Consider the following 13,796-nt stretch of genomic DNA (forward strand, 5'->3'; position numbering starts at 1 on the left):
GACGTAAAGCGAAGCAGTCCGGCACCCCACCCGCGCAGGCCCGTCACCGCACCCCGACAGCCCCGCGCAGCGGACCCGCCCCGCGCAGCGGACCCCGCCCGCCGCCAGGCGCAGGCGCAACGGCGAGAAGCGCCCACGGCGGGAAAGCCGAAAACGAGCCGAGGCCAAGCGCAGCGGACCGACAGGAAAGCCAAAAACGGCGCGTATCGGTCAGCCCGCCACCCGCTGGGCAATGGCCGCATCGACGGTCTGGGTGAGCAGGGTGGCGATGGTCATCGGACCGACGCCGCCGGGGACCGGGGTGATCAGGGAGGCACGGGTGCACGCCGAGTCGAAGTCCACATCACCGACGTTGCCGGGGTGGGAGCCGGCATCGATCACCACGGCCCCGGGCTTGAGGTGTTCGGCGCGCAGGAACCGGGGCCGGCCGACGGCGGCGACCAGGACATCGGCGTTCTTGGTGATCGATGCGAGGTCGGTGGTGCGGGAGTGGCAGTAGGTGACCGTGGCATTGCGGGCGAGCAGCAGCATCCCGACGGGCTTGCCGAGGATCGCGCTGCGGCCGACCACGACGGCGTGCCGGCCGGCCAGGTCGACCTCGTGGTGGTCCAGGAGGCGGAGGATGCCGCCGGGCGTGCAGGAGGCGAAGCCGTCCAGGCCGAAGCTCATCGCGGCGAAGGAGTGGCAGGTGACGCCGTCGACGTCCTTCTCGGGGGCGATGGCCTCGAAGGCGGCGCGCTCGTCGATGTGCGGCCCGGCCGGGTGCTGGAGCAGGATGCCGTGGACGTCGGGGTCGTTCGACAGTGCGGTGATCGTGTCGACCAGCTCGGCGGTCGTGGTGGCGGCGGGGAGGGCGATATGCCGGGAGCGGATCCCGGCCTTCTCGCACCGCGCGCGCTTCATGCGGACGTACGTCACCGAGGCGGGGTCGTCGCCCACCAGTACGGTGGCCAGACACGGGGAGGTGCCGGTCTGCCGGGTGAGGTCCGCTGCGCGTTCCGCGGCCTGTCCGACGATGCGGCGGGCCAGTGCGCTGCCGTCCATGAGACGGGCGGTCGGGGTCATCGGTGCTCCTGGCGTCGGGGCGGATCGCCCAGGCGCGCGGCACCGGCCAGGAGTGGCCGAGCCGCTCCCCGGTGGTACTCCACCCAAGCGCCAGTCACGGCCCGGCGCCCACTCTAAGCGACGCCCCAATGCCCCTGGGAGCGGTCCCGGGCAGCTGCTCCGCCCTGCGGCGCCGGGCACTCGACGCCGGGCGGCTACCCGGGTCCGGGGGCTCGTCACACACCCCCTTGGCCAGGGGCGGAGAGCGGCGGCGTGGGGGAGGTGGTGGCCTCCCAGTGGCTCAGGATGCCGTCCCAGTCGTGCTGGGCGGCGGTGATCGCATTGGCGTCCCAGGTGGCATGGGAAGCCTGTTGATACTGCTGATGCGGTGAGTGTTGCTGGTGCATTGAGTGTTGCTGGTGCTGCTGTACGTGTTGCGGGTGCTGCTGCGCGTGTTGTGGGTGCGGCTGAACGTGTTGTGGGTGCTGTTGCGGATGCTCCTCGTACACCCGGTAGTCCTGGTGCTCCTGCTGATCCGGGTAGTTCTGGTACTGCTGCTGCTTCCAGGACTCCTGCTCGTAGGGCTCGCGCGGGGACTGCGGTGGTCGCTCGCGCCAGGCCGAAGGGGCGCTCTCGTGCTGTGGGGCAGGCGGGAGATGGGCCAGCCGGCGGTGCCGGCCGGTGCGGTCCGGTGGCGGCGACTGCACCGGACGGCTTTCGGCGGCGAGCTGTTGTGCGCGTGCCACAAGGAGCCGGACATCGAGCCCGAGTTCGGTGGCAAGGGCGGTGAGGTCAACTCCGCTGTGCCAGCTGCTCATCAGGACCGCGTCCAGGGCCGGCGCCCAGGCCGGCTCGTGGGGCTGGGGGGCATGGGGAGTGTGGGGGGCGGCAGCGGCCGGCGTCGTTGCCGGGCCCACGGACTGCGCCGCGGGGGGCGTCGTGGCGTGTGCCGTGGGGGGTGTCGCGAGAGGCGTGCCGGCCTGCTGGGCGGGGGGCTGCTCGCGCGTGGTCTGGGCGAGCAGGCTCTTGGCGACCGCGCGGGCGTCCTCCTTGCCCACCGTGCGGCGGGCCAGGCGTACTTCGCGCTCGTCCAGGCCGAGCAGCTCCGCCACCACCGCATCGCTGCCCACGGTCACGGCGAAGGCGGCCAGGGTCCGTGAGCGGCGGGCCTCGGCCTCGTCGAGAAGTCCCTGCGTACGGCGGACCTCGTCATCGCTGCTGCAAAACGCCTGTGCGAGTACGGCATGGCGCTCCCACAACTCCCTCGGTTCCATGACTGCGACAACGTTTACTCGCCCGGATTGGACTGCTTCCCGGCTATAGATCACTGCATAAGGTGATATTCGAGAGAGATACGCCCTTGCCTCCACGGCGGACGTACGGGCCGCTGTAAAAATACGCAGTGACCCCAGGGCGGAAGAATCGTTTCTACGGCCATGAGCGACCCCTCTTCCGGCACCGTCTCTTCCGGCACCGTCGCAGGCCACGGACAAACCCCCCTCCCCCGCACCGGGCAGATGCCGCGGTGGATCACCGCGGACATCCTCCGGCAGACTCCGGTGTACGCCGGACTGGTGAAGCAGTGGACGGAGCGCGCCGCCACCGTGCCCGGCGTTGCCGATCCGGAGTGGCAGCGGCTGGTCTCCTACCGCGCGCTGATGGAGGAGACCGAGACCGCCCTCACGGCCCTGCGGCCCCATCGCGCGCCCGATGTGCTGCCGCCGAGGAAGCGGGTCCCCGCGGCCCGTTCCGCCCGCCTGGACGCCTGAACCCGGTGTACGCCGACGGTCCCGGCAGCGCGGCCTGAAGCACCGCCCCGTCCGGAGTACCGTTGAGTTGTCGAGGATTTCCCGCTGCCAGGATCTTGCCCGGCAGCGGCTTTGACCAGCGACGGAGCCCGGGTGAGCGCGAAGGATGACACGGACTTCAGCCCGATCGGGGTGATCGGGCGGGTGACCGTCTCCATCCCGGCCGACGGCCCCGGCGAAGTCCTGCTGCCCGTACGCGGCGGGACCGAGGCCTTCGCCGCCTGGTCCCGCGAGCCCATCGCCCGCCATACCCAGGTCATCGTGGTGGACCACACCTCGGCGCGGTCGGTGATCGTCGCGCCGCTGCCCGCGTGACCGGGCCGTCCCGAAGACGCGGCCGGCCACCTGAGCACTCCCTTCCTGCGGCCGTCCCCGTACACCGACCGAGGCCGGTCGCAACGGACCAGGAGCCTTTCGATGTTGTTCTGGCATGTTCCTGCGCCGAACGAGGCGCTGTTGATCTCCGGCTCGAAGCGCCGGACCGGGGATGCCCAATTCCGTATCGTCACGGGCCATGGCTGCTGGGTCATGCCCGTCAAGCAGAAGGCGAGCGTGCTGGCGCTGTCGCTGCGGGAGGCGGAGATCTCCGAGGACTGCGTCACCCAGCAGGGCATCCGGATCGGGGTCCGGGCGGTCGCCGTCTTCAAGGTCGGTGACGACCAGACGTCGATCGCCAACGCCGCGCGCCGCTTCCTGGACGAGCAGACGACCATGGAAGAGCTGGTGGGCCGGATCTTCGCCGGTCACCTGCGCTCGATCGTCGGCGGGCTGACCGTCGAACAGATCATCCGGGAACGGGACCGGGTCGCCCAGGAGGTCAAGGACGGCAGCCATTCCGAGATGGAGAAGCTCGGCATCGTCGTCGACGCCCTGCAGATCCAGGAGATCGCCGACACCTCGGGCTACATCACCAATCTCGCCGCTCCGCACGCCGCGGCGGTCGCCAGCGCGGCCCGGATCGCGCAGGCCAAGGCCGACCAGGAAGCCACCGAGCGGGAGCAGCAGGCGGCGGCCCTCAAGGCGGAGTACGAGCGGGACACCGCGATCAAGCGGGCCGGCTTCCTCGCCGAGACCGAGCAGTCCAACGCCCGTGCCGCACAGGCGGGCCCGCTGTCGCAGGCGAGGGCCTCGCAGGAGGTCATCGAGGAGCAGACCGCGCTGGCCCAGCGGCAGGCCTCGCTCGCCGCCCAGCGACTGGAGGCCGACGTGCGCCGCCCGGCGGACGCCGAGGCCTACCGGCTGCGCACCCTGGCGGAGGCACAGCGTGACCAGGTCCGCTTCGAGGCGGACGCCCGCGCCTACAGCGAGCGGGCGGTCGCCCAGGCCCGGGCCGATGCGAACACGGCCCTCGCGGGCTCCCTGCGGGACGGCAACCAGGAGCTGATCGCCGCCAACCGCACCATCGAGAACCTCCCCGCCCTCGCCAAGGCGGCGGCCGAGGGCCTCTCCGGTTCCCGGCTGACCGTCCTCAACGGCACCGACGGGATCAATGAGATCGCCTCCGGCATCGTGGGTGAGGGGCTGGCCATTCTCGACAGCCTCAAGCAGGGGACCACCGCGCCCGGCTCGGCTCCCCCGCTCGCCGACGGTGCGGGGCGGCTGCCGCAGAAGGTGACAAATCTGAAGCGGGACGGCGCCGGGTCCGGCTCCGGCTCCGGCTCCGGCTCCTCCTGATCGTTGCCGTAGTCCTGCCTGCGGTACGGCGGAGCGGACCACGCCTGCCGCGCGGCGCGGGCTGCCGGACACGGAGGGGGTCCGGCAACCCGGGCGGCGCCGGGCGGCGCGCACCGGCCGTCGCTGAACGGCGGCTCGGCTCAGGCGGCGGATTTCTCGGCGGATTTCTCGGACGTACCGCGCCACCGGGTCAGGACGAGATGGGCGATGACCCCGAAGAGCAGTCCCCAGAAGGCGGAGCCGATGCCGAAGAGGGTGACGCCGGAGGCGGTGGCGAGGAAGGTGATCAGGGCCGCCTCGCGGTCCCTCTCCTCCTTCACCGCACCGGTCAGGCCGCCGGCCAGGGCTCCGAGCAGCGCAACTCCGGCGACCGCCGCCACGAGTTCCTTGGGCAGTCCCGCAAAGAGCACCACCAGCGTCGAGCCGAACGCCCCGATGAGGAGGTAGAACGCTCCGCAGGAGACTCCGGCCACGTAGCGGCGCCGGGGGTCGCGGTGGGACTCGGGGCCGGTGCAGATCGCGGCCGTGATCGCCGCGAGGTTGATGGCGTGCGAGCCGAACGGGGCGAGCAGCGTGGAGACCAGACCCGTCGAACCGATCAGGAGGCGGTCCTCGGGCCGGTAGCCGGACGCGGTGAGCACCGCCATGCCCGGTGCGTTCTGCGAGGCGAGCGTCGCCAGGATCATGGGCACCGCAATACCGATGAGCGAGGCGAGCGAGAAGTCCGGGGTCGTCAGGACCGGCTTGGCCAGCTGGATCCGGTCCAGGTGGATGTCCAGCCGGGAGCCGGCCGCGCTGGCGATGACGCCCGCCGCCAGGGCGACGAGGACGGCGTACCGGGGCAGCCACCGCTTCGCCAGGAGATAGGCGAGCAGTACGGAACCGGCAATGAGCGGTGCGGTCTTGAGGGAGGTGAAGACTCCGGTGCCGAACGAGAACAGGATGCCGGCGAGCATGGCGGAGACGACGGCGGTGGGTACCTGCCGCATCAGCCACCCGAACACCCCGGTCAGACCGACCAGGGTGATCACCAGTCCGGTGATGAGGAAGGCCCCGATGGCTTCCGCGTAGGAGTACGCCCCCAGGCTGGTGACCAGCAGGGCGGCGCCCGGTGTCGACCATGCGGTGATCACCGGCATCTTGGTGCGCAGGCTCAGCGCGATGCAGGTCAGGCCGCTGCCGATGGAGATGGCCCATACCCAGGAGCTGGTCTGGGCGGTGTCGAGATGCCCGGCGGACGCCGCCGCGAGCACGATGACGAGCGGGCCCGAGTAGGACACGACGACGGCGACGAAGCCTGCCAGTACGGCGGACAGCGAGGCGTCACGCAAGAGGCCGGGACGTCGGCCCGGCCCGGCGGCCCGGGGTGCGTCGGCACCTTCCGGGGCCGTGGCGCCCGTCGGCGGGGAGGAGTCCGGCGGCGCGGCCTCGGGGCGGGGGGTGGGGGTCTTGGAGCTCAACGGTTGTCCTTAGCGGCCTTTTTTCAAGGGCCTGTTCGAGGTCGGCGACACGGTCTGTGGGGCTCTCCAGGCCGATGGACAGGCGCAGCTTGTCCTTCGGCGAGGGACTACCCGGTCCTTCGAAGGGCTAGCGGTGTTCGATCAGGCTCTTCACCCCGCCCAACGACGTGGCACGGAGGAAGAGTTCGCCGTGGTTCGCGGTCCGCACGTCCCGGGCGGAGGCGGAGGCGGAGGCGGAGGCGGAGGCGGGCTGCATGAGGGCCGCCCGGAGCGGTTGGTGAGCACGATCGACGGCTCCCACCCGCTGGGGAGACAGCGCATTCCGTGCACGACCGACCGTTCGAAGACGCCCGGCCCGCGCAATCGGGCGCCCACGATCGCGAGGGAGCGGGATATACGGTTCACCACCGGCGGTTCTCCCCGACGACGTCGGGCACCTCGGCGGTGGTGCCGTTCTTGCGGACCTCGCCCGGGAATGCGGGCAGCGCACTGTTCCCGGAACTCGGCTTTTCCGGGAAGTGAAAGACGTAGCCGTCCGGAATGACGGAGTCTTTGGATTCCTGTTCCTGGCGGGCGCTGCGCACCCTTCCGAGGGCGTCTCCCCGCTTGCCGCCGGAGACCTGACGGACCGCTTCTCCGGCAACTGTCCCGAAGTCGAGCATAAGATCCCTCCCCTTCTCAGGCAGGTTCCCGAGATACCTGGGATACCTTGTGGCGGGATATTCCGGGCCAGCGTTCGGCCACCCATGCGTCGTTATAGACGGTCTCCAGATAGCGATCGCCGAAGTCCGGGGAAATCGCCACCACGACACTTCCGTCCGGGATGAACTTTGCCGCGTCCTGCACGGCGCACAGAACCGTGCCGGTCGACCCACCCAGCAGCAGTCCGCGTTCTTTGGCCAACATCCGGCACATTGCGATGGAATCCGCTTCGGAAATGTGCACGACGTCGTCGATGTTCCGCGTGTCCAATATTTCCGGGCGCCTGCTCGTCCCCAGGCCCGGAAGGTGACGCCGGGCGGCCGGACCGCCGAAGGTCACGGAGCCCTCGGCGTCCACCGCGATGATCCGGGTGACGGGACTGTGCCGGCGGAGGTACTCCGCGCAGCCCATCAGCGTTCCCGTCGTACCGGCCCCGATGAAGGCGTAGTCGGCATGGCCGATCTCCGCCACGATCGCACGTCCGGTACGGTCCTGGTGCACCTGCGGCCCGGCCGGGTTGGCGTACTGGTTCAGCCAGTGGAGATCCGGATCGCGGCGCAGCCGCTCGCCGATGTAATCAATGCGCGATTGCAGATAGCCCCCCTGCGCGTCCCGGACGTCGATGACCACCACTTCGGCACCGAGCACCGCCATCAGGCGCCTCGACCGGACGGTGGCGTTGGGGTCCGTGACGCAGGTCAACGGGTAGCCCTTTGCCGCACACACCATCGCCAGGGCAACGCCGAGGTTCCCGGACGTCGACTCGATCAGCCGGGTCCGCGGAAAGCATCGGCCGGAATCCTCGGCCGACGCCACCAGTGCGACAGCGGTCTTGAGTTTTACCGAACCGGCAGGATTGAGACCCTCCAGCTTGAGGAAGACCGAACTCCCGGGGACCAGTTGGTCGAGCCGGATGAAAAGGTCATCCGGCACAAGATCATAAACTTCTTCCGCTATCACCAGAATCCAAACCGTTGAAAATGGGCAGCACGAAGCAAGTGCACTCGCAGAGGCGAGTTACCCATGGGCTTGTTGGCCGGCGCACGGGTCAGGTGCGCGCTACGCAGAAGGGACCGTTCCCCCCGTCCCGGTTGGCCGCAAATCCCCCATTCGCGATGCGACAGGGCAATCCTGCCACTCCGCAAGCCTTATGACAACGATTCACCGGAATCCGCAAAACGTTGAACGGTGAAATGCGGCGGGGCGGCCGGGCGGAATGCATTCTTCCCGTTGGCCGGGCGCTCCCGCCGGGTCGTACGCCTGTCGGCATACCGGCCCCGCCCACCCCACGGAGACCGGCGGAAAACGGCATGCGACACGGCATGCAGAGGGCCCGGGATCACGATCCCGGGCCCACCGCGTGACCAGCCGACAGTTCCTAGAGGAGGCCGAGCAGGCCGAGGCCGAGCAGGCCGTCCTTGCCCAGACCGTCCCTGCCCAGACCGTCCCTGCCCAGGCCGTCCCTGCCCAGGCCGTCCTTGCCCGCGCCGAATCCGTCACGTCCGTTGCCGTCGCGCCCGAAGCCGTCGCGGTCATAGCCGCTGTCGCGGCCGAAGCCGTCGTCACGGGCGCCGACGCGGCCGGAGCCGTCGTAGCCGTCGTGACCACCGTGACCGAAGCGGCCGTGGCCGCGGCCGTGACCGTGGTGTCGGTTGTGGTGCCGGTTGTGGTGCCGGTCGCCGTAGTGGCCCCTGTCGCAGTGGTGCGAGTAGCACTTGGCGCTCTGTGAGCTGCTGGGGACCGGGGTTGCGGCGGTAGCGGCGCCTGCCGTCGGCACCACCAGGGCAGCCGCGGCCAGGCCGGCCACTGCAAGGCCGCGAGGGATCGAACGGAGCATGTTCCCACCTTCACTCGACTCTGCAGAAAATGAATATTCTCTGCAAAAGTGACAATAAGGTGAGTTCCCTCCACCGACCTGCGACCCGCCGCAGAGTCACTGGAACGCAGCACCCCCCGGAACGCAGCAGACACCGCAACAGCCCACGCCGCAGCCCTCCTGCTTCACTCCGGAATACGGCCGCCTTCCCCGGCCGCCGCCTCGCCGGCCTGCGGCAGGCTCTCCAGCAGGCCTCCCAGGGCGCCCACGACGAGCCTGCACACCGTGTCGGGGTCGGCGCTCGCCAGCGGCTCCTTGCCGACCACCACACGCATCAGGCCAATTCCGAGCAGCCAGGACAGTGCCAGATCGCCCCGCAAGGTCCCGGTATCGGACTCGGAGAGCGTGGCGAGCACCGCCGCGTACTCCTCCCCCAGCCCCCGCAGCGCCTCCGCGATCTCGTCGCTGCCGCCGATGGAGCGCAGACACACCTCCAGCGAGCGGTCGGCGCCCTCCCTGCCGTCGGCCAGCATGCCGCGCAGCGCGACCTCGAACAGCTGCTCGGCGGGAGTGGTACGCAGCTGCTCGTGGCCGCCACGGGCCATGACTTCCCCGAACAGGGCCCGCTTCGAGCCGAAGTAGCGGAACAGCAGGGCCTGATTGGCCCCGGCGCGGGCCGCGATGTCGCGCACCGTCGACCGTTCGTAGCCGCGCTCGGCGAACAGCTCCGACGCGGCATCGAGCAACCGCAGTCGGGTGCCCTGTGCACTACGGCGGTATGCGCTCTCCGCGCCGTACTGCGGGGACTCCGCCATCGCCACGCTCCTCTCCGTTGGCCCGTCAGAATGACGGCCACAATCCATCGTTGACCGCCCCGAGGGGGGCGGCCTACCTTATGTAAGCAGGTGCTTACACAAGGGAGGTCACCTTGACCACAGCCGACACAGCACCCCTCTCCTACCCCTTCAATGTCCCCGAGAGCCTTGAGCTTTCCGAAGAGTACGAGCACGCCCGCAACCGTCCGGGGCTGCTGAAGGTCCGGATGACGTACGGCGAGCCGGCCTGGCTCGTGACCCGGTACGCCGAGGCCCGGTTCGTCCTCGGCGATCAGCGCTTCAGCCGCGCCGAGGGCGTCCGGCACGACGAGCCCCGGCAGTCCGAAGGGCGCCGCGACAGCGGCATCCTGGGCATGGACCCGCCCGACCACACCCGGCTGCGCACCCTGGTGGCCAAGGCCTTCACCGTCCGGCAGGTCGAAAAGCTCAGGCCGCAGGTCAAGCAACTGGCGAACGAGCTGCTCGACGAGCTCGCGGCGGCCGGGCCGCCCGCCGACCTGGTGGACCGTTATGCGCTGCCCATTCCCGTCGCGGTGATCTGCCGCCTGCTCGGTGTCCCGGCCGAGGACCGGCCGCGGTTCCGGGTCTGGAGTGACGCCGCACTGTCGACAAGTTCGCTCACCGCGGCGGAATTCGACGCCAATCAAGAAGAACTCCGTGCCTATATGCGGCAGTTGATCGAGGAGCACCGGCGCGCGCCCCGGGACGATCTGATGACCGCGCTCATCGATGCCCGGGACGTCAACGACCGGCTGTCCGAACTCGAACTCGTCGACCTGTGCATCGGGATCCTGGTCGCCGGGCACGAGACCACCGCCACCCAGATTCCCAACTTCGTGCTGGCGCTGCTGGACCACCCGGGCCAGCTCACCCTGCTGCGCGAACAGCCGGAGCTGATCGGCGGGGCCGTGGAGGAACTGCTGCGTTTCGTACCGCTCGGCAGCGGCGCGAGCCAGCCCCGTTACGCGACGGAGGACGTCGAGGTCGGCGGGACGCTGGTACGGGCCGGCACCCCGGTCCTGGTGGCGGTGGGCGCGGCCAACCGGGATGCCCTGCGCTTCGACTCACCGGGGACGCTGGATATCGCCCGGGGCGGAACCCAGCACCTCGGGTTCGGCCACGGGGTCCATCACTGCCTGGGCGCGCCGCTGGCCCGGCTGGAGCTCCAGGAGGCACTGATCGCCCTGATCACCCGGTTCCCGGAACTGCGGCTGGCGGGCGATGTGGTGTGGAAGAGCGAGATGCTGGTGCGCGGTCCCCGGGTCATGCCGGTGGGGTGGTGAACGGATGACGTGGAAGGTGGAGATCGACCCCCGGCAGTGCATGGCCTCGGGATCCTGCGCCGCCATCGCGCCGGACCTCTTCGCCCTGGACGGCGAGCATGCCCGTCCGCTCAAGGAGCGGATCGACGAGGACGACCGTGCGCTGGACGCCGCCGATGTCTGTCCGGCCGTCGCGATCACCGTACGGGACGGTGAAAGGGTCGTCGGGCCCCGGCCGTAGGGAGGTGTCGTCCACCCCCTGGGGCCGGCGGCCGGGCTCCTCCGGGATGCGGGTGCGTGCATCCCGGAGAGGCCCGCACCGTCGGCATGGTGCCGGCATGGTGCCGACGTGGGTGCCGTCGTGGTGGCAGGTGAGGGAGGTGTGAGGGCTGCGTCGCATCGGTTCGCGGGGGGGGGGAGGAGCGAGCCCGTCACACCGCTCGGCGCCACCACCCGAAGGCGAAGGTCCTCCACTCCTGGAGCTAGGCCCTGGCCCAGTCCTCCTGGTAGCGGGTGGGGGCGAGCTGGGCGTCTTCGTTGGGGCGGAGGGCGGCGCCGGGTACGGCCGCGAACATCCCGGCCAGGAGATGGCCCATCGTCTCCTGGAAGAAGGCGAGTGAGGCGTCGTCAAAGGTGGGTGAGTTCGTCAGTTCGCCAGTTCGTCAGGTTGACGACGACGTCGGCTCCCGTCGGTGCCTGGGGCAGCCCCTCCCCTGTGAGCAGGTCGACTCCGGTGGACTGCGCGTGCGGTACCGCCTCGTGCCCGGCCGTCGTCAGGATCTTCACGCCCTGCGAGCCGATGAGTCCGGTTCCGCCGATCACTGCGCTCTTCAGGCCGTACCTTCCTGGAGGGGATGCGCTTTGCCGGGTTTACCCCCACTTCCTCGCCCAGCCTTCGTGACTGCCGGGCACACGGACACGGATTCACCGGTTGGCAGATAGGTGCACGTCGGGGCCCCTCTCGCTGCTCTGCGGGGCAGGGGTGCGACGATGGGCCCGTCATGGATGCGGGGCAGGTTCTCAGGGGGCTACGCGCCGCGGTGTTCGCGGTGGTGTGTGTGCTGCTCGCCGCGCTGGGGCACATGGTGATGTCGGATGCCGTGGTACCCGCGTGGATGCTGCTCGTCGCCGGGGCGGGGACCGCGGCCGGCGCCTGGTGCTGCGCGGGCCGGGAACGCGGGCCGCTGCTCGTGGGGGTGCTGACCGTCGGCACCCAGGCGGCTTTGCACAGTGCCTTCTCGTTCGGCCAGGCGGTCGCCGGCTTTGGCGGGGACGAGAGCTCGCTCGCGCGGCGGTGGGCGGAGACCTGGCTGTGCGGGGCGGAGGGGACGCGGCTCTCCGGGCCTGACGGCGCCCAGTTGATCCAGCTGATGCATCAGCAGATGGCGGCCCTGCCCTCGACGGACCGTGCGAGCCATCTGCGAGACATGGCCGGCATGGGACACATGGAGCCCATGGGGCACATGGGCTCCATGGGCGGCATGGCCCACGCGGATCAGATGCCGGGGATGCACGGCAGTGCCACCGGCATGCTGGCGGCCCACCTGCTGGTCGCCTTGCTCAGCGCGGGGTGGCTGTGGGGTGGCGAGCGGGCGGCGTTCCAGCTCGTACGGAGCGTGTCGGCCTGGTTGTTCGCGCCGTTGGTGCTCGTCCTGCGGATCCTGCTGCCCGATCCGCGGCCCGCCGTCCGCGCCGCCCGTCAGGAGCCGCGGTGTGCGGTGCGGCAGTTGCTGCTGGCGTATACGAGGTCGTTGCGGGGTCCGCCGCAGGAGCCGGCTGTCGGCTGACAGCACGGTCGAACTCCCGAGCCGGCGGACGGCCGGGTGCCGAGCGCACCCGACGACGTCCCGGCTCCGACTTCACCGGTCCCCGCCGCGCGCGGCGACCGGATCATGCGAAGGACTCCAGATGATGATTCCTGTCCGGATGCCGGTGGCACTGCCGCCCGTGTCCCTTCCCGGCGCGCCGGTCGACGGAGGCGGGCGCCCGCCGGCCACCGCGTCAACCGGCGGGTGTACCGCCGGTGTCGGCCGTGCCGGTGTCGGCCGTGCCGGAACCCGCCGTGCCGGAACGCACCGGTCCCGCGGAGACCGCACGCAGTCGGGCGAGCAGCGCCCCGGCGGTCGCCGGGTCGTCTGCGGGGTGCGCGGCGATGCGGTCGAGGCCGGTCGTCAGGGCTCGTGCCTGTGCGTCCCACCGTCGGCAGTCCCGGCAGCCGGCCAGGTGGTCGTCGAGCCGGCCGGGGGTGAGCCCGGGAGGCAGTTCCTCGCCGTCGAGGCGGGCGGAGAGTGCCGTACGGATGCGCGAGCAGAGCATGCGTCCATCCTCCCCGAAGCACGGCGGCGCGGCGAGGGGCGGTCGCGGCATGCGGGATGACGAGGCGGTGACGGGCTGGGCGCTGGCCGCCCGAACCGGGGACGAGCGGGCCGTCGAGCAGTTCGTGCGGGCCACTCAGCTCGATGTCCGGCGCTATGTGGCGCATCTCAGCGGTGATCCGCAAGCGACCGACGATCTGATGCAGGACACCTATGTCCGGGCGCTGCGCAGTCTGCCGCGGTTCGAGGGCCGGTCGTCGGCGCGGACCTGGCTGCTGACCATTGCCCGGCGGGTCGTGGCGGACCGTATCCGGTCCCACGCGGTGCGGCCCCGGCTGGCCGCGACGGACGACTGGCAGACGGCCGCGGAGCGGGTGCAGCCGCGGGGTGTGCCGGGATTCGACGAGGGCGTCGCGCTGGCCGAGCTGTTGGCGGCGCTGGCGCCCCAGCGGCGGGAGGCGTTTGTGCTCACACAGTTGCTGGGGCTGCCGTACGCGGCGGCGGCCGGGGTGATGGGCTGTCCCGTGGGGACCGTACGGTCCCGGGTGGCGCGCGCCCGGGAGACGCTGGTCGGGTTGCTGACGGAAGCCGAGCACCCGGAAGCCGAGCACCCGGAAGGGGAGCGTCCGGAAGGGGAGCGTCCGGAAGGGGCCGACGGGCCGCGGGTCTACGCCGACGCCGTGGCCTGACGGCCGCGCACAGGGCCCGCGCACAGGGCCGTGCACGCGGCAGAGCGACGGGGCCCATGGACGGGCGCAGGCCGGTCCATGGGCCCCGTGGCGTGCGGCCGATGGTGTAGGGCCCCGTGGTGTGGGTCCCGTGGTGCAGGTCCCGTGGCATGCGGCCCGTGCCGTGCCGCCAGTGGTGTAGGGCCCCGTG

General features: G+C 70.9%; 16 protein-coding genes, 1 pseudogene and 1 riboswitch. Of the genes and pseudogenes, 7 read left to right on the forward strand and 10 right to left on the reverse strand.

The window, feature by feature from the left end; translation table 11 throughout:
• Window positions 1-210 precede the first annotated feature (210 nt).
• Together ACF088_RS23810 and ACF088_RS23815 are read right to left on the reverse strand one after the other, a co-directional pair.
• A complete protein-coding gene (locus ACF088_RS23810; RefSeq protein ID WP_392377794.1) occupies window positions 211-1,065 on the reverse strand; it encodes a bifunctional 5,10-methylenetetrahydrofolate dehydrogenase/5,10-methenyltetrahydrofolate cyclohydrolase in 855 nt (284 codons plus the stop codon).
• A gap of 19 nt (window positions 1,066-1,084) precedes the next feature.
• Window positions 1,085-1,173, reverse strand: a riboswitch (ZMP/ZTP riboswitch).
• Between the two features lie 107 nt (window positions 1,174-1,280).
• Window positions 1,281-2,318, reverse strand: a complete 1,038-nt coding sequence (locus ACF088_RS23815; RefSeq protein WP_392377795.1) for a hypothetical protein — start codon at window positions 2,316-2,318, stop codon at window positions 1,281-1,283.
• Between the two features lie 162 nt (window positions 2,319-2,480).
• On the opposite strand from ACF088_RS23815, the gene ACF088_RS23820 reads away from it, so the two are divergent.
• The 3 genes from ACF088_RS23820 (at window position 2,481) to ACF088_RS23830 (ending at window position 4,526) form a co-directional block, all read left to right on the forward strand.
• Window positions 2,481-2,813 (forward strand): hypothetical protein, encoded by a 333-nt coding sequence (locus tag ACF088_RS23820; RefSeq protein ID WP_392377796.1) that lies wholly within the window; start codon window positions 2,481-2,483, stop codon window positions 2,811-2,813.
• A 132-nt stretch (window positions 2,814-2,945) separates the two neighbouring features.
• On the forward strand, window positions 2,946-3,167 hold the full coding sequence (locus ACF088_RS23825; RefSeq protein ID WP_392377797.1) for a hypothetical protein: 222 nt from the start codon (window positions 2,946-2,948) through the stop codon (window positions 3,165-3,167).
• A 102-nt stretch (window positions 3,168-3,269) separates the two neighbouring features.
• Entirely contained in the window at window positions 3,270-4,526 is a 1,257-nt protein-coding gene (locus tag ACF088_RS23830) for an SPFH domain-containing protein (protein WP_392377798.1), read from the forward strand.
• A 140-nt stretch (window positions 4,527-4,666) separates the two neighbouring features.
• Here ACF088_RS23830 and ACF088_RS23835 read toward each other — a convergent pair whose 3' ends face one another.
• The 6 genes from ACF088_RS23835 to ACF088_RS23860 all read right to left on the reverse strand — a co-directional run bounded on the left by ACF088_RS23835 (window position 4,667) and on the right by ACF088_RS23860 (window position 9,319).
• The gene (locus tag ACF088_RS23835) at window positions 4,667-5,986 is read right to left on the reverse strand and encodes a benzoate/H(+) symporter BenE family transporter (RefSeq protein WP_392377799.1); all 1,320 of its coding nucleotides are present in this window, start codon (window positions 5,984-5,986) and stop codon (window positions 4,667-4,669) included.
• Window positions 5,987-6,113: 127 nt separating this feature from the next.
• Window positions 6,114-6,242 (reverse strand): hypothetical protein, encoded by a 129-nt coding sequence (locus ACF088_RS23840; protein WP_392377800.1) that lies wholly within the window; start codon window positions 6,240-6,242, stop codon window positions 6,114-6,116.
• Between the two features lie 145 nt (window positions 6,243-6,387).
• Window positions 6,388-6,648, reverse strand: a complete 261-nt coding sequence (locus ACF088_RS23845) for a hypothetical protein (protein ID WP_392377801.1) — start codon at window positions 6,646-6,648, stop codon at window positions 6,388-6,390.
• A gap of 16 nt (window positions 6,649-6,664) precedes the next feature.
• Window positions 6,665-7,621: a 2,3-diaminopropionate biosynthesis protein SbnA gene (gene sbnA, locus ACF088_RS23850; protein ID WP_392377802.1), complete on the reverse strand. Its 957-nt coding sequence runs from the start codon at window positions 7,619-7,621 to the stop codon at window positions 6,665-6,667.
• A gap of 445 nt (window positions 7,622-8,066) precedes the next feature.
• Window positions 8,067-8,525, reverse strand: coding sequence for a hypothetical protein (locus ACF088_RS23855; RefSeq protein WP_392377803.1), 459 nt, complete (start codon window positions 8,523-8,525; stop codon window positions 8,067-8,069).
• 164 nt (window positions 8,526-8,689) lie between these two features.
• The gene (locus tag ACF088_RS23860; RefSeq protein WP_392377804.1) at window positions 8,690-9,319 is read right to left on the reverse strand and encodes a TetR family transcriptional regulator; all 630 of its coding nucleotides are present in this window, start codon (window positions 9,317-9,319) and stop codon (window positions 8,690-8,692) included.
• A gap of 113 nt (window positions 9,320-9,432) precedes the next feature.
• On the opposite strand from ACF088_RS23860, the gene ACF088_RS23865 reads away from it, so the two are divergent.
• Both ACF088_RS23865 and ACF088_RS23870 read left to right on the forward strand, forming a co-directional pair.
• Window positions 9,433-10,623: a cytochrome P450 gene (locus ACF088_RS23865; protein WP_392377805.1), complete on the forward strand. Its 1,191-nt coding sequence runs from the start codon at window positions 9,433-9,435 to the stop codon at window positions 10,621-10,623.
• A gap of 4 nt (window positions 10,624-10,627) precedes the next feature.
• Entirely contained in the window at window positions 10,628-10,843 is a 216-nt protein-coding gene (locus ACF088_RS23870; RefSeq protein ID WP_392377806.1) for a ferredoxin, read from the forward strand.
• Window positions 10,844-11,180: 337 nt separating this feature from the next.
• Here the strand turns inward: ACF088_RS23870 and ACF088_RS23875 are convergent.
• A pseudogene (locus ACF088_RS23875) lies at window positions 11,181-11,436 on the reverse strand (LysR family transcriptional regulator); the annotation flags it as partial.
• Window positions 11,437-11,603: 167 nt separating this feature from the next.
• On the opposite strand from ACF088_RS23875, the gene ACF088_RS23880 reads away from it, so the two are divergent.
• Window positions 11,604-12,389, forward strand: a complete 786-nt coding sequence (locus ACF088_RS23880; protein WP_392377807.1) for a PE-PGRS family protein — start codon at window positions 11,604-11,606, stop codon at window positions 12,387-12,389.
• Window positions 12,390-12,603: 214 nt separating this feature from the next.
• Here ACF088_RS23880 and ACF088_RS23885 read toward each other — a convergent pair whose 3' ends face one another.
• On the reverse strand, window positions 12,604-12,918 hold the full coding sequence (locus ACF088_RS23885; RefSeq protein ID WP_392377808.1) for a zf-HC2 domain-containing protein: 315 nt from the start codon (window positions 12,916-12,918) through the stop codon (window positions 12,604-12,606).
• Between the two features lie 49 nt (window positions 12,919-12,967).
• Here ACF088_RS23885 and ACF088_RS23890 point away from each other — a divergent pair, with 49 nt between their 5' ends.
• Window positions 12,968-13,606, forward strand: coding sequence for a sigma-70 family RNA polymerase sigma factor (locus ACF088_RS23890; protein ID WP_392377809.1), 639 nt, complete (start codon window positions 12,968-12,970; stop codon window positions 13,604-13,606).
• Window positions 13,607-13,796: the final 190 nt, after the last annotated feature.

This window comes from Streptomyces sp. NPDC015125 (assembly GCF_043080045.1).
Lineage (GTDB): Bacteria > Actinomycetota > Actinomycetes > Streptomycetales > Streptomycetaceae > Streptomyces.

Coding starts and splice junctions, on each gene's coding strand:
- ACF088_RS23810 (WP_392377794.1), bottom strand. CDS start 1,065: ATGACCCCGACCGCCCGTCTCATGGACGGCAGCGCACTGGCCCGCCGC.
- ACF088_RS23815 (WP_392377795.1), bottom strand. CDS start 2,318: ATGGAACCGAGGGAGTTGTGGGAGCGCCATGCCGTACTCGCACAGGCG.
- ACF088_RS23820 (WP_392377796.1), top strand. CDS start 2,481: ATGAGCGACCCCTCTTCCGGCACCGTCTCTTCCGGCACCGTCGCAGGC.
- ACF088_RS23830 (WP_392377798.1), top strand. CDS start 3,270: ATGTTGTTCTGGCATGTTCCTGCGCCGAACGAGGCGCTGTTGATCTCC.
- ACF088_RS23840 (WP_392377800.1), bottom strand. CDS start 6,242: ATGCAGCCCGCCTCCGCCTCCGCCTCCGCCTCCGCCTCCGCCCGGGAC.
- ACF088_RS23845 (WP_392377801.1), bottom strand. CDS start 6,648: ATGCTCGACTTCGGGACAGTTGCCGGAGAAGCGGTCCGTCAGGTCTCC.
- ACF088_RS23855 (WP_392377803.1), bottom strand. CDS start 8,525: ATGCTCCGTTCGATCCCTCGCGGCCTTGCAGTGGCCGGCCTGGCCGCG.
- ACF088_RS23860 (WP_392377804.1), bottom strand. CDS start 9,319: ATGGCGGAGTCCCCGCAGTACGGCGCGGAGAGCGCATACCGCCGTAGT.
- ACF088_RS23870 (WP_392377806.1), top strand. CDS start 10,628: ATGACGTGGAAGGTGGAGATCGACCCCCGGCAGTGCATGGCCTCGGGA.
- ACF088_RS23880 (WP_392377807.1), top strand. CDS start 11,604: ATGGATGCGGGGCAGGTTCTCAGGGGGCTACGCGCCGCGGTGTTCGCG.
- ACF088_RS23885 (WP_392377808.1), bottom strand. CDS start 12,918: ATGCTCTGCTCGCGCATCCGTACGGCACTCTCCGCCCGCCTCGACGGC.
- ACF088_RS23890 (WP_392377809.1), top strand. CDS start 12,968: ATGCGGGATGACGAGGCGGTGACGGGCTGGGCGCTGGCCGCCCGAACC.